Origin of the sequence: Streptomyces sp. NPDC060205 (assembly GCF_042728395.1) — a bacterium.
GTDB lineage: Bacteria > Actinomycetota > Actinomycetes > Streptomycetales > Streptomycetaceae > Streptomyces.
In genome coordinates this window covers 1-13,980 of record NZ_JBHWZP010000074.1, presented here as the reverse complement: position 1 = coordinate 13,980, position 13,980 = coordinate 1, and the positions used below count along the sequence as shown (strand labels likewise).

The following is a 13,980-nucleotide window of genomic DNA, read 5'->3' as shown; positions in this document are numbered from 1 at the left end:
GCGGCATCGGGTCCGTATCGGCTGTGAACGCGTGTGCTGTCAGCAGTGGGTGAGTGTCAGAGTGGGTGAGTGTCAGCAGCGGGAGGGCTGGCGGCCCGTGGATACCGCGGCACCGTCGGGCACCCGTCTCATCGACGGCATCGCGACGGCATCGCGACGGCATCGCGACGGCATCGCGACGGCATCGCGCCGGATCACAGTCGGCCTGGAGTACGCCCGCTCGCCCGGCGCGTGACGTAAGTAAGATCGTCACGAATGTGTCCCGTACGGCCGCGCGGGACATGGGCAGATGGGGTGGCGATGTGATTCCGCTGGTGGGCCGGGCGGCAGAGCTGGAACTTCTGGACGGAGTGCTCGACCGGACTCTGGGGGAGGACGGCGGCTCGTGCGTCGTGGACCTCGCCGGACCCGCGGGCATCGGCAAGAGCCGGCTGATGGCCGAGTTCTGCCGACGGGCGCAGGCACGGGGCATGACGGTGCTGCGGGGCAGAGCCGCCGAGTACGAACAGCACATCCCCTACCAGCCGTTCAGCGACGCACTCGCCGACCACGACATGGAGCTGACGGAGCCGGGTGCCGAGGACGCGCGCGGCGACCGGTTCGGGCTGCAGCGGTCCATCGCGAAGCTGTTCGCACGGATCGCCCGGACCGGACCCGGGCTCATCGTGGCGCTGGACGATTTGCACTGGGCGGACGCGGCGTCCCTGGAACTCCTCGACCACGTCGTCCGCCATCCCCCGAACGCCCCAGTCGTCATCGTCGTGGCCCGCCGCAACCGTCAGACCACGGCCTCCCTGGACGCCGCACTCACCCGGGGCATCGACCTGGGTACGGTGCTGCGCCTGCACCTCGGCCCTCTCGCCGAGCGGGCCTGCGTCGAGGTCCTCGCCCCCCGGTCGGCGCCCGCCGTGCGGCCCGCCCGGGCCGCCGAACTGTATGCGGCGAGCGACGGCAATCCGCTGTACTTTCTCGCTCTCCTGCAAGCCGGACACGCAGCGCGCGACGCCGGCCAGGACGCCCCACCGCACTCCACCGGACTCGGGTCCGTCCTGCTGGACGAACTGACTCCGCTGACCGCGGCCCAGCGTCGTACCGCCGAAGCAGTGGCCGTCCTGGGCGACCGTGGCAGTGCCTCCCTGCTGGCCGCGGTGACCGGCCGGGACGAGACCGAAGTCGGCGCCGATATAGCCGTGCTGACGGCCCGTGACCTCCTGCGTCCCGAACCGGGCGGGCGGTGGACCCTGCGCCACCCGGTGCTACGGGCCGTCGTGCACGAGAACACCCAGCCGGTGGAGCGCGTGCGCATGCACCGCCTCGCCGCGGACGCACTGGCCGCCGCCGGAGCCCCCGCCACCGAACGCGCGCACCACGTCGAGCAGTCACTGACCGGCTGGGACCCGCAGGCCGTCGCCGTACTGTCCGAAGCGGCCGAGCGGTTCGCCTCCACCGCACCCGCGAGCAGCGCCCACTGGCTGGGCGTCGCCCTCACCCACCTGCCCGACCAGCCGCAACACGCCCCGCTGCGAAGGGATCTGATGCTGCGCCAGGCACAGGCCCTGGGGGTGTGCGGAGGCCTGCGGGAGAGCCGCGACCTCCTGCACGAGGTGATCGCCATGTCACCGCCCGACGAGGAGAGGGCGCCGCACAGCACGCGGGCCTCCGCGACAGCACTGTGCGCGGTGATGGAACGTCACCTCGGCCGGTACGCGGAAGCAGTCGCCCTGTTGCGTCGCGAACTCGCCCGCACACCAGGCCCGTCCGACGCCGACAGGGTGGAACTCGGCCTGGAACTCGGCTCGTCCGCGCCGCACTCCACCTCCTACCCGCAGCTGCGTGCCGACGTCGTCGCCACGCTCGACCTGGCCCGGTCGCTGGGCGACGAGGTCGCCCAGGCGGGTGCCCTCGCGATCGCCGCCCTCGGGGAGACGTACGAAGGCAACATGAGTGCCGCACGGGAGGCCACCGGCCGGGCCGCCGCGCTCGTGGACGCCCTGACCGATCGCGATCTGGCGGGTCTGTGCGAGCCGCTGGCCCGGCTCGGCTGGTCGGAGGCGTTTCTGGAGCGGTATGCCGATGCCGAACGGCACGCCGATCGCGGTCTGGCCATCGCCCGGCGCGGCGGCCGGCTCTACGTCCTGCCGCACCTGCTGCTGTGCAAGTCGTACGTGCACCTGCAGACCCTGCGGCTGGAGACGGCCATGGAACTCGCGGACGAGGCCGAGACGATCGCGCGGGGCATCGGCAGCGACGAGTTGCTGGCCTTCGTCCTGACCAACAAGGCGTATGTCCAGTTGTTCGCGTTCCCGCCCGGTGACCAGGCCGCACTGACCGTGGCCGAGGAAGCCGTCGCGGCAGCGGGCACGCGCACCAACTGGTGGGCGTCCATCGCCTGGTGCGTGCTCGCCCAGGCCGCGTTCCACGCGGGCGATCCGCAGCGCGCCCGGGCCGCGGTGCTCCGGGGCGGAGGCGAGGACCTGAACGCGCTCCACCCGTCCATGCGCCCGCTCATCCTGGAGATCCTCGTCAACTCCGCTCTCGCGACCGGCGACAGGGATGCCGCCGAGACCTGGGCCGAACGGGCACGTCGGGAGGCGGACCAGCTGGACCTGCCGGCACAGCAGGCATCGGCGCTGCGCAGCACCGCCCACTGTCTGTCCGCCGACGGCGACACGGCAGGGGCCGCCGACCTGTTCGAGAAAGCTGTGGACAAGACGGCCCGCGGGGGAGCGGTGCTGTGGGAAGCGTTCGGCCTGCTGCTCGGCGCGCCCCTGGCGGCCGACGGCGACCCGGACCGCGCCCGCGCCATGTGGACGCGTGCCCGTCGGCTCGCCGCGACCGGCGGCGCGCGTCAGCTCACCGGCCTGGCCGACATGATCCATCCCCTCGTGCACGCCGAGCCCGCGGCCCAGCCCCAGCCCCAGCCTCCGGCCCAGTCCCAGCCTCCGGCCGAGACCCAGTCCGAGCCCCCACTGGCGGCTCTCTCAGCCCGTGAACGCGAGATCGCCTCCCTGGTCGCCGCCGGGCTGACCACCCCGGCCATCGCCGCCCGCCTCTTCCTGAGCCCCCGCACGGTCGAGTCCCATCTCGGCCGCATCTACCGCAAGACCGGCGTCACCTCACGGGCCGCCCTCGCCGTCCTCCAGACCAGATCGGAGCTGCGCGACCCGACGACCGGGACGACGGGACCCACCTGACCGCACCGACGCCACAGCTCACATCGACCGTCAGCAGGACACCACGCTGACCGGTGAGACGTAGAGCGCGGACAGCACTCCGTCCTCGTTCACCTCGACCGGGACCGGGGCTGTCGTATCGGTCAGCTCCAGGTCGGACGGCAGGGAACGCAGCGGAATGTCGTCGCCGAGATAAACCACCGAGACCGAGCCCTGGCAGTCGGAGCCCGCCGGCGGTGCCGAGTCGGGGACCCTGCCGTTTTGCGGGCCGGCCTTGTGGGCAGTGACATCGATCAGCGTGTACTCGTACTCGAAGCGGGCCGGGCTGACGGCGCTCTCCTCCCTCGTCTGCTTGAGGTCGACCCAGTAGCGGGCGAGCTTCACCTTGACCGCCTTGCAGGGTCTTCGGGTCGGGTCCGGGGTGAAGTTCAGGCCGTCGGAGTCCAGGGTCAGTCCCCGGGACCGGTACGCGCCGCTGCTGTTGGGCAGTTCCTTGAGGTACTTGGTGAGCTGCTCGGCACTCATGCCCGTCGTCTTCACGCACTTCGTCGGCGTGTCCGTCGTCGGGCTCTGCGCCGAGCCGGCCGTGTCGGGAGCGGCCGTGTACTGAGCGAGCTCCGAGGGCGAGGACCGGGCGGCCGGCTTGTCCTTCACTGGTTCATCGTCCGAACAGCCCGAGACGGCGAACAGCGCTGCTGCGGCAGCGGCCGGTACGAGCAACTTCCTTGCACTTCGCATGAGTTACCTTGCCTGCGTCGAGACTGCTGCCGGCCACAGAGTCACACAGGCCGTGGACCCGCGCACGCGTACGTAGCTCCTTGCCGTGCGATTCCGTAACCGATTGCGTAGTTCTACGGACACCGGTCAGCCGGGCGGGGGCACGACGTGACGGCGGTTCAACGACGGTTCAAGGAGGGGACAGGGGCTCGGCGGGCATGGCCGGCGAGCCCCTGCTGATCTCAGTGGAAGACACGCTCCACGAACGCGTCGAGATTGCCGCGCAGGCGCTCGATCTGCTGCTCGACAGTGAGGGACTCCTCCATGCGCCCGCCCGGCGCCGCCTTCTTCTTGCCGCGTACGTACAACGAGCAGTCCAGGTCGCCGCAGATGTAGAGGCCCACCGAGTTGCCCCCGCGGCCGGCCGGACCTGCCTTGAGGGCGGTCATGAGGGAGACGCCGCTGCCGGGATGCGTGGTCAGGCACAGCGAGCACAGGCTGCGGCGCAGGAAGCCGCGGTTGCCTGAAGCGGAGCGCAGGGACAGGCCGACGAGTTCACCGGCGCGTTCGACGACGAGATACCTGCGGTCGGGCGCGGACAGATCGAACCAGCCGAGGAAGTCCAGGTCGTCCCAGTGGTCGAGGTCCGCCAGGTTCTTGGGCAGGGGAAGGCGTTTGGCCTCGCCCTTCGAGCAGTTGACGAACGAGGTACGGATGTCTTGCTCGGTCAGGGGTTTCACAGAGGATCCTTCGAGGGGTGAGGTCTTCGAGAGGGTGTGGTGGACGGTGGCGGGACACGGCCCAACTCGCTAGGCCGGTGCGTCGTTTCCGGCGTGCTTCGGCGCCCTGGGCCGTACGGTGAGGCCGGCCACCAGGGCGGCGAGCAGCAGGACGCCCGCCGAGCACCAGTAGGCGACGGAGAAGCCGTGCACCATGCCCGCGTCGAGGGGCGCGCCGCCGTGGGCCGGATCGGGCACGTGCGCGTGGACATAACGGCTCGTGGCGCCGGTGGCGATGGTGTTCAGCAGTACGGTGCCCAGCGAAGCACCCATCTGCTGAACGGTGTTGAGGACGGCCGAGGCCACACCGGCGTCCTGCGCGGGCACGCCGGCGGTGGCCGTCGCGTAGACCGGCATGAACGTCAGGCCCATGCCCAGACCGAGCAGCAGCAGGGCGGGCAGCACGTGCGACACGTACTGCGCGTGCACGGTCAGGGCGCTGAGCAGCACCATGCCGGCGGCGGCCAGCACCATGCCGGACGACATCAGGATGCGCGGCGCCGTGCGTGGCAGCAGGCGGGCCGCGATCTGGGTCGCGCCTATGACGATGCCGGCCGAGATCGGCACGAAGGCCAGACCCGTCCGCACCGGCGGGTAACCGAGGACGACCTGCAGGTAGTACGTCAGGAACAGGAAGACGCCGAACATGCCGATGGTGGCCAAGCCCATCGTCGCGAGCGATCCGGCCCGGACACGGTCCTGGACGATGCGCAGCGGCAGCAGCGGACTCGCCGCCCGGCCCTGCCACCACACGAAAGCGGCGAGCAGGAGCACGCCGGTCACGAGCAGCGTGAGCACCAGTGCGCTGGACCAGCCGCGAGGTCCGGCCTCGCTGAAGCCGTACACGAGGGCGACGAGACCGCCGCAGCCCAGCAGCGCGCCCGGCACGTCCAGGTGCCCGCCCCGGCGGCCGGAGCGGTCGCGCAGGAAGGCCGGTGCGCCGAGCAGGGCGGCCAGCGCGATGGGCACGTTGACGTACAGGGACCAGCGCCAGTTCAGGTACTCGGTCAGCAGACCACCCACGATCAGTCCGACCGCGCTGCCGCCGCCGGCCAGCGCGCCGTAGACCCCGAACGCCCTGGCCCGCTCCTTGGGATCGGTGAACGTCGTCGTCAGCAGCGACAGGGCCGAGGGCGCCAGGACGGCGGCGAACGCACCCTGCAGGGCCCGCGCCGCGAACAGCATCCCGGGACCGGCCGCCGCGCCGCCCAGCGCGGAGGCCGCGGCGAACCCGGCCAGGCCGATGACGAAGGTGCGTTTGCGGCCCGCCAGATCGGCGATCCGGCCGCCGAGCAGCAGCAGCCCGCCGAAGGCCAGCGTGTAGGCGGTGATCACCCACTGCCGGTCGCTGTCCGACATGCCGAGAGCGTGCTGGGCGGAGGGCAGCGCGATGTTCACGACGGTGCCGTCGAGGATCACCATCAGCTGGGCGAGGGCGATGACGGCCAGCGCCCACCAGCGCTTCGGATCGGGTGCCGCTGCCGCTGTTGGTGCTTGTGCTGATGCTTGTGCTGGTTGGTGTTGAGGGTGTTCAGGATGATCGGGACGCTTCTTGCTCATGGCGATCACGCACGTTTCATGTCGAAGTGCTGTCGAGACGGACAGACAGCCGGCCAGGGACGGTCGCAGTGGTGACGACGGGCCGGTGTACGCAGCACGGGGACACGGCAGGGCGGCGGGGCAGCGGGAACCACGGACAGCACCCGGGGCCTGCCGCACCAGCTGCGTGTCATTCACGCCGGTGCTCTTGCCGGTCGTGAGACGCAGGACGCCGAGATCACGATGACCAGCAAAAGAAGGGCCCGTCTTCGGGCGCGCGCCCCCACGGCCCACGCGGCGATGAACCGCGCGGGACAGGACATGTCGTGACGCGGCATCTCAGGGGAGATGCCGAAGACAAGAAACAGGAAGGGGGAAAGCTACCGCGCGCCGCAGAGGAGGGAGGGCACACGGCCGGAGGCAACTATGGCCGCAACGCATTCAGCACGGTCCATGTCTCTCGCCTCCTTCCGGGCAGGGCACCCGGTGCGTGTCGACGCCGAGCGCGCCGAGCGGGGCGGCAGAGGACCTGCCGCGCGAAATCCCGGACAGGCTATCCCATCGACGCCACCGCGACCGGGATTAACAGACGGCCCAGCATGGGTCGAGAACGACACCCTCAAGGGGCGGTTGGGCCCAGGTGTTCATGCCGAGCTGTCTGTGACGGTTCCGGATCGGGATGCCTCTGGCCAGTGACCAGCGGCCAGTGGCCATGCGTCGACGTCCTGATAGCGCCGTGGACCTGGGCGGCCTCTTTCCGTGCTGCCGACGAGGTGAAGGCGTTCGGTCTGCCAAGGGCGTCCGGTGAAGCCGTCGAGGCAGGCGGCCGACGCGGTTATGGACGTGTTGTCGTTACGGCGGGCGCGGGCCAGCGTGAGGTGGGGACGCAGCGGACGTTCGGTGAAGTCGATACCGCACTCCCTGACCCGCGCCCGTACTGCTTCGGCCAGCTCGTGCAGGCCGTCAAGATCACCCCTGATGCCGCTCCACAGGACGCGCTCGTCGAAGTGTCCGCCACCGATGAGAGCCAGTTCGAGGGAGGGGCGGGCAGCCGCCAGGTCGGCGAGCGGTGCACGAAGCCGCTGGACAGCCCGCACCGGCAGCTCGCCCAGGAAGACCAGGGTGATGTGCCAGTCCTCGATACGGTTCCAGCGCAGGCCGGGACAGGTGGCGTAGGCCGGGCTCAGCGCGTGCGCCAGCTCGTTCTTCGCATCGTCGGGCGGGGCGAGCGCGATGAACGCGTGCTGGGTGGCGATCTGGGACGGTTCGGTCACGGATGCCTTCTTACCTCATACGCCCGCGAGGCCGAAGCCTGACTGCCCGCAGGGCGGACGCGCTGGGCATCCCTGATCGCCATCCCGGTCACTGATGTGACGGGTGAATGCGGCACGCCTCCGCCGCGGACACGTGGGCCGTCCAGCATCGAAGCTGGACCGTGGTGACCGACACCCTCAACGCCCTCGCCACCTCCGGACACGACGCGCAACCTGCCCACGCCCTCATTGACCCCTGTGACGATGCGGCCATGCAGCCGCTCACCGACCAGCCGCTCACCGACCAGCCGCGCGCCGACCGGCACTCGATGGGAGTGAGGCGGCGCGGTCACCGGCTCGGTGCGCGCGTCGAGACCGTGGTGCCCGGCGCGCGTGGCGCCGTGAGCATCCACCCCTCGTTCGGCGAATTCGGGCAGGACCCGTTCGACTTCGGCCCGGATGTCACCAACAACGCGGCCGTCCTCGCCGTCAACTGAACCGCCCGGGCAGACCACCGTCAGGCGTACCGCCATCGATCGCCAATTCGTCGCGGCAATAGGCGAGTTGCAGTGTGACGTGAGTGAAAGGTGGGAAGAGATCGCACACGGCTGTCGGGACCCGGTGCGTCTGCTCGGCGGGGTTCGGGCAGGGCGGGCGCCGACCACGCGACAGGAGACCGATCAATGATGCTCAGGCATGTACGGAGCAGGATGCAGGCAGCCGCGGTCGTCCTTTCGACCGTCGCGGCCCTCGCCCTCGGCTCGACCGCCACGACCCACGCGACAGCGGCGCCGGCACTCGCGAAGGCGGGACCGACCGCGGTGGCGTACGTCGAGGTCAACAACAACAGCATGCTGAACGTCGGCAAGTACACCCTCGCCAACGGCGGAGACCCCGTCTTCGACGTCGCCGTGATCTTCGCCGCGAACATCAACTACAACACGAGCACGAAGACGGCGCAGCTGTACTTCAACGAAAACGTGCAGCGCGTCCTCGACAACGCCGCCACCCAGATACGCCCGCTGCAGCAGAAGGGCATCAAGGTCGTCCTGTCGGTGCTCGGCAACCACCAGGGGGCGGGCTTCGCCAACTTCCCGTCCCAGCAGACGGCATCGGCGTTCGCCAAGCAGCTGTCGGACACGGTGACCAAGTACGGTCTCGACGGCATCGACTTCGACGACGAGTACGCCGAGTACGGCAACAACGGCACCGGGCAGCCCAACGCCAGCTCGTTCGTCCAGTTGGTGACCGCACTCCGTACGAACATGCCGGACAAGATCATCAGCCTCTACAACATCGGCCCGTCCGCATCCCGTCTGTCCTACGGCGGGGTCGACATCTCGTCCAAGTTCACCTACGCCTGGAACCCGTACTACGGAAGCTGGCAGGTCCCCGGCATCGGACTGCCCAAGTCCAAACTGTCCCCGGCGGCCGTCGAGATCGGCAGGACATCGCAGAGCACGGTCACCACGCTCGCCCGCCGTACCGTGAGCGAGGGATACGGAGTCTTCCTGACGTACAACCTCAACGGCGCCGACCGCAGTGCGGACGTCTCCGCGTTCACCAGGGAGCTGTACGGCAGTACCGCCGTCTACACACCGTGAAACGACCCGTATCCGGGCAGCCTGGGCCGTTGGGTACAACCCTCCCGTACCTGCCGGCCGGGGCCTGACGGACGCGAGTGCCGTCCAACGGCCGGGCGTCGGGCTGTGATCCGCGTTCCCCGGCTGCCGGCAACGGAGTTGTAAGGTTCTGGCCATGACTTCGACCGCCGGCCACGGCAACCCGGACGAACTCGTCATGGCCCACTCCGGCCTCCTCGAAACGGCGAGCCAGGCTCAGGCCCGCAAGGCAGTGCGCGAGCTGGTGGTGGTTGTCGACGACGGCGCCGCGCTGGAGCTGGCCGCCCGTTTCGCGCCGGTCGCGGACCTCGCCCTGGACACACTGCTGCGGCTGTGGCCGACGGTGGGGGATCCGGACGGCTACGCCGCGGCTCTGCTGGTGCCGGCCTTCCGCCGTGAGGGTCGTACGGAGCTGACGTTGAAGCGGGTGACCTCGCTGTCGGGTCTGCGGCACCTCACCATGCTGCGTACGCTGACGCTGGACCGCTGCAAGGAGATAACCGACCTCACGGAACTGAGCGCGCTCACCGACCTGCGCCACCTCGACCTGAACGGCTGCGCGGGGGTCGAGGACCTGACCCCTCTCAGCGGGCTCATCCACCTCACCTGGCTGAGCCTGCACCGCTGCCGTCCGGTGTCCGACGTCGGACCGTTGCTGACCCTCGGCCAACTGCGCCACCTCGACCTGAGCATCACCCGGGTCACCTCGGTGAGCGATCTGCCGGCGGCCACACCCCTGCTTGAGCACCTCAACCTGCGCGGCTGTCGGTCGTTCAAGTCCCCGGCGCAGCTCTCCGGCCTGACCCGCCTCACCCACCTCGATCTCGGCTGGACGGGCGTGCGGGATCTGACCGGCCTGACGAACGTGCCCGCACTCGCCTCCCTTCGTCTGGAAAGCTGCAAGCAGCTTCGTGACCTGACCGGTATCGCCGCGGCGGCCGGTCTCTCCGAGCTGGTCATCGAGGATTGCCCTCGTTTTCAGTCATTCCGCGGCTTGGGACACCATCCCCGACTGACGAAGCTTGCGGTCAAGGGCTGTCCGGACCTGTTCGACCTGCACGGACTGTCCGCACTGACGCACTTGACGGAGCTGCGGATCGCGGACGGCGAACGGTTCGCCTCCGTCGCGGGACTCGGATCCCTGCCCTCCCTCGAAAAAATCACCTTCGAGAACTGCCCCGCGCTGGCGGACGTCGGCCAACTTGCAGGCCTCGCCGGTTCGTTCGGGCTTCATCTGGACGGGCTCGGCCTGATCCGGGACCTCTCCCCGTTCGCCTCCCTCCCCGGTCTTCGCGGACTCGGTCTCGACAGGTGTTCCGGGCTGCTGGACCTCACCGGCCTCGGCACGCGCAGTGCTCTGGAGGAACTGGCCGTCAGCCGGACCGACAGCCTGAGCAGCCCGGGCGACCTGGGTGACCTGCCGACCCTGCGTGAACTGGAGTTCAGCGGTCTTGACTCGCTCACCGACCTCGGCCGCCTGCACGGCCTGACCGCCCTTGCCAAGGTGGCTGTGCGGGACTGCCAGGCGCTCAAGGACATCAGAGGACTGGCCGGCACCCCGGTCACCGACCTGACACTCCACCGGACCCCGGGCCTCGACTCGCTCGACGTCCTGGAGACGTGCCCCGATCTGCGCGTACTCAGCGTGGACCGACTTCCGCAGCTGACCGACTTCCCCGCCCTTCCCTCCCTGACCCGGCTCTATCTCTCCCACCTGGACTGGGAAGACCTGTCGCCGCTGGCCGGTCTCACATCGCTCCAGTCCCTGCGCATGGGCTACCTGGACGAGGTGGCCGACATCAGTACGCTCGCCGACCTGCCCGACCTCAGCGAACTCCTCTTCGGCGGCCACCGGGCCCTCACCGAGCTCGAACCCCTGCTCAGGATCAGGTCGTTGCGACGGCTCAACAAGTCACTGCAGATGAACGAACAGATACTGCGGGGCCGACGCGACCCCGTACTGGCCGAACTCGCGGCACGGGGACTCGCGATCGACCAGCGCTGAGGGTCAGGGGGGTGTCAGTCCGTGTAGACCTCGGCGCGGTCGACGCTCACGAAGGCCGCTCCGGCGGAGGAGTTGCGTTCGCCGGTGACCCGGATCTGCAGGGTGTGCGTGCCGTACGGCAGGCGTGGGCTGAAGTATTGGAGTGTCTCGCCGGTTCGGATGGCGCCGTAGAAGTCGACGCGCTGTTCGGTGCCTCCGTCGACGCGAATACCGGCGATGCCGTTGCCGGTGTCCTTCACGGACAGCAGCGCGATCCTGGTGCCGGTGAAGGTGAACGTCGCGGTGTTGCCGGCCCGGTCGCTCCAGTGGTCGTCGCCCCAGAAGCACTGTGCGGCGCAGCCGGTGCCCGAGTTCCACGAACCCTGGTACGTCACCGTGCCGTTGCCGCTGGAGCGGCCGTCGTCGTTGATCCAGTGGTTGCCGGAGCCGGGATCGCCGGAGGGCAGGTTCTGAGTGGCGCCCATGGCGAGGGGGGTGCCGAGGTCGGGGCCCCCGTCGGCCCGCCAGCCGATCTTCTGCGCGCGTGTCGTGCGGTTGCTGTAGGTGAGCTCCGATGTGGTCTTGGCGTGGTAGATGATCCAGTCCTCCGTCCCGTCGGGGGAGCGGAAGAAGGCGTGGTGTCCGGGACCGAACACGCCCCTGGCGTCGTTGCGGGCGAAGACGGGCCCGCTGCGCTGCGTCCAGTTGCCGGCCACCAGCGGGTCGGCCCCACTGGGCAGGGACATCTCCCACACCTGGTAGTCGGGCTTCCCGGTGTCGCACGTCGAGTACGTCATCCAGGTACGGCCGTTGCGGTACAGGAACTCGGGGCCCTCACGGACCTCCGGGCAGCCGCCCGCCCCGTTCAGGGCGACGGCGTTGCCCGAGACGGTGTACGGGTTCGACATGGGCGCGATGTTGAGTCCGTTGTGCTGGTACGCGTTGATGCCGCTGTACGCGAGATAGAGCCGCCCGTTGTGCTGGAGGATCCCGGGATCGATGGCGAAGTCGTTGGCGTGGTTGGGCGGGGTCAGCTTCGCCTTGAAGTGGTAGGGCCCCGCCGGGTCGTCACCGGCCGACTCCAGGACGTAGAGCCGGTGGTGGTCGTCCACTCCGTCGTCGGCCGTGTAGTACATGTACCAGCGGCTGTCGAAGCGGTAGAACTCGGCTGCCCAGATGTGCTGGTTGCGGGAGGCGTCGGTGTCGGTCCACACGGTGATCGGTTCGGCGTCGAGCAGTGTTCCCAGCGAGGGGGACCGCCACATCTTGATGCTGCCGCCCTGTGTGGTGGTGAGGTGGTAGGCCCCGTTCGCGTACGTCATGAACGGGTCGGGTCCCGTGTTCAGCGGATTGCGGAAGGTCCCCGAGGCGGCCGAAGCCGTAGCCGTAGCCGTAGCCGATGCCGCTGTCGCGGTCGGTGATGTCGTGGCGGGGGCGGCCTGTGGAGCGCACAGCAGGCCGACCAGCAAGGCGAACAGGGCGGTTACCGAAGCGGTGATGGGCCGGGCACGCATCGCTGGCTCCCCACGTATCGACGTCCGTGTGTGACGGACGGCGCGATATGAGCTGATGGTTGCTCATGGCAACACAGCGATTACATCGTTGTAAAGAGGCGGGCCGAAAGATACCTCAGGCGGTCAGCTGCCGGAGAAGTTCCCCGGCGTCGTGCAGGGCGGTCATATGGATGAACCGCCCGTCGCGGACCTGGTAGATGGCGTACTCGACGATCTCGAAAGAAGCGCCGGTGGGAGTTACGCCGAGCCATTCCTTCACCGGGGTACCGGTGTTGATCAGACGGGCGGCCAGACGGTCACCGTCGAAGAGGAGTTCCTTGAGTTCCCAGTGGAGGTCCGGAACGGCGTCCACGTCGTGCCGCTGGACGGTGAGGAGGTCGTCCCGGGTGGCCGGCTCACCGTTCAGAGTCGTCCGGTCGTTGATGAACTCGTCCATACCGTCGAACCGGTGGGCGTTGAGCGCCTCGATATAGCGCAGATAGAAGGCGCGCAGATCGTCGTCGGACACGAGAGTGCCTTTCGGTGGAAAGTCGGTGGAAAGTCGGTGGGAAGGCTGGCGGAGAGGAAATCGCTCGTTGTCGGCATGGGTGCTCGCGTTCCTCAGATCTGGTTGAGACCGCCGTCGACGTACAGGCTCGAACCGGTGATGAAGCTGCTCTGCGCGGAGGCGAGGAAGACCACGGCGGCGGCGATCTCCTCCGGGTGGCCGAGCCGTCCCAGCGGCACGCGCGCGGCCAGTTGCTCCTTGAACCGGTCCGGGGTGGAGGTGAGTGCCGACAGTGCGGGGGTGTCGGTCGGGCCGGGCGTGACGGTGTTGACCCGGATGCCGCGGCCCTTGAGTTCGTTGGCCCAGGTCCGGGAGAACGACCGGGTGGCGGCCTTCGTGGCCGCGTACACGCCGAGTGCCTCGTCGCCGACGTCGACGTTCGTCGAGCCGTTCAGGATGACCGAGGCGCCGTCGTTGAGCAGGGGCAGCGCCTTCTGCACGGTGAAGAGCGTGCCGCGGACGTTGATGCCGAAGAGGGCGTCGAAGTGTTCCTCGGTGACCTCCTCAAGCGGTACCAGCGAGGCGACGGAGGCGTTCGCGAACAGTACGTCCAGGCCGCGTCCCCGGTCGCGGATCGCCTCGTAGAGCCGGTCCAGGTCGTCGAGGTTCGCGATGTCCCCGGTCACCGCGGTCACCGCGGTCGCCGACGGGCCGATCGTCTCGACGGCGGCGTCGAGTTCGGCCTGGCGGCGGCCGGTGATGAACACGTGTGCGCCCTCGGCCGCCAGTCGCACGGCGGCGGCCAGGCCGATACCGGCGCTGCCCCCGGTGACGAGAGCGGTCCTGCCCTCAAGAAGTCCCATGGCGTTTCCCCTCCGAGTTCCGCAGCGATCGTTGCGGAAGTCCGACGGT

Annotated in this window: 12 protein-coding genes; 5 read left to right on the top strand and 7 right to left on the bottom strand. The window is 69.3% G+C overall.

Annotated elements, in window-relative coordinates; translation table 11 throughout:
- Positions 1 to 97: 97 nt before the first annotated feature.
- The gene (locus ACFWGJ_RS15725; RefSeq protein ID WP_387324270.1) at positions 98 to 235 is read left to right on the top strand and encodes a hypothetical protein; all 138 of its coding nucleotides are present in this window, start codon (positions 98 to 100) and stop codon (positions 233 to 235) included.
- Positions 236 to 281: 46 nt separating this feature from the next.
- The gene (locus tag ACFWGJ_RS15720) at positions 282 to 3,194 is read left to right on the top strand and encodes an AAA family ATPase (protein WP_387324324.1); all 2,913 of its coding nucleotides are present in this window, start codon (positions 282 to 284) and stop codon (positions 3,192 to 3,194) included.
- A 30-nt stretch (positions 3,195 to 3,224) separates the two neighbouring features.
- Here ACFWGJ_RS15720 and ACFWGJ_RS15715 read toward each other — a convergent pair whose 3' ends face one another.
- The 4 genes from ACFWGJ_RS15715 to thpR all read right to left on the bottom strand — a co-directional run bounded on the left by ACFWGJ_RS15715 (position 3,225) and on the right by thpR (position 7,482).
- Complete coding sequence (locus ACFWGJ_RS15715; RefSeq protein ID WP_387324268.1) at positions 3,225 to 3,827, bottom strand: hypothetical protein; 603 nt, start codon at positions 3,825 to 3,827, stop codon at positions 3,225 to 3,227.
- 305 nt (positions 3,828 to 4,132) lie between these two features.
- Positions 4,133 to 4,630 carry an FBP domain-containing protein gene (locus tag ACFWGJ_RS15710; protein WP_387324266.1) on the bottom strand — a complete coding sequence of 166 codons (498 nt, stop codon included), beginning with the start codon at positions 4,628 to 4,630 and terminating at the stop codon, positions 4,133 to 4,135.
- 69 nt (positions 4,631 to 4,699) lie between these two features.
- Positions 4,700 to 6,229, bottom strand: coding sequence for an MFS transporter (locus tag ACFWGJ_RS15705; RefSeq protein WP_387324263.1), 1,530 nt, complete (start codon positions 6,227 to 6,229; stop codon positions 4,700 to 4,702).
- Positions 6,230 to 6,852: 623 nt separating this feature from the next.
- Positions 6,853 to 7,482, bottom strand: a complete 630-nt coding sequence (thpR, locus tag ACFWGJ_RS15700; protein WP_387324261.1) for an RNA 2',3'-cyclic phosphodiesterase — start codon at positions 7,480 to 7,482, stop codon at positions 6,853 to 6,855.
- 107 nt (positions 7,483 to 7,589) lie between these two features.
- Here thpR and ACFWGJ_RS15695 point away from each other — a divergent pair, with 107 nt between their 5' ends.
- From ACFWGJ_RS15695 to ACFWGJ_RS15685, 3 genes are all read left to right on the top strand, one after another.
- Entirely contained in the window at positions 7,590 to 7,958 is a 369-nt protein-coding gene (locus ACFWGJ_RS15695; protein WP_387324258.1) for a hypothetical protein, read from the top strand.
- A gap of 189 nt (positions 7,959 to 8,147) precedes the next feature.
- On the top strand, positions 8,148 to 9,065 hold the full coding sequence (locus ACFWGJ_RS15690; protein WP_387324321.1) for an endo-beta-N-acetylglucosaminidase H: 918 nt from the start codon (positions 8,148 to 8,150) through the stop codon (positions 9,063 to 9,065).
- Positions 9,066 to 9,219: 154 nt separating this feature from the next.
- Entirely contained in the window at positions 9,220 to 11,088 is a 1,869-nt protein-coding gene (locus ACFWGJ_RS15685) for a hypothetical protein (protein ID WP_387324256.1), read from the top strand.
- A 14-nt stretch (positions 11,089 to 11,102) separates the two neighbouring features.
- On the opposite strand, the gene ACFWGJ_RS15680 is transcribed toward ACFWGJ_RS15685, so the two are convergent.
- The 3 genes from ACFWGJ_RS15680 to ACFWGJ_RS15670 all read right to left on the bottom strand — a co-directional run bounded on the left by ACFWGJ_RS15680 (position 11,103) and on the right by ACFWGJ_RS15670 (position 13,931).
- Entirely contained in the window at positions 11,103 to 12,581 is a 1,479-nt protein-coding gene (locus ACFWGJ_RS15680) for a glycoside hydrolase family 43 protein (RefSeq protein ID WP_387324254.1), read from the bottom strand.
- Between the two features lie 115 nt (positions 12,582 to 12,696).
- A complete protein-coding gene (locus tag ACFWGJ_RS15675) occupies positions 12,697 to 13,089 on the bottom strand; it encodes an ester cyclase (protein ID WP_387324251.1) in 393 nt (130 codons plus the stop codon).
- 92 nt (positions 13,090 to 13,181) lie between these two features.
- Positions 13,182 to 13,931, bottom strand: a complete 750-nt coding sequence (locus ACFWGJ_RS15670; protein ID WP_387324249.1) for an SDR family oxidoreductase — start codon at positions 13,929 to 13,931, stop codon at positions 13,182 to 13,184.
- Positions 13,932 to 13,980: the final 49 nt, after the last annotated feature.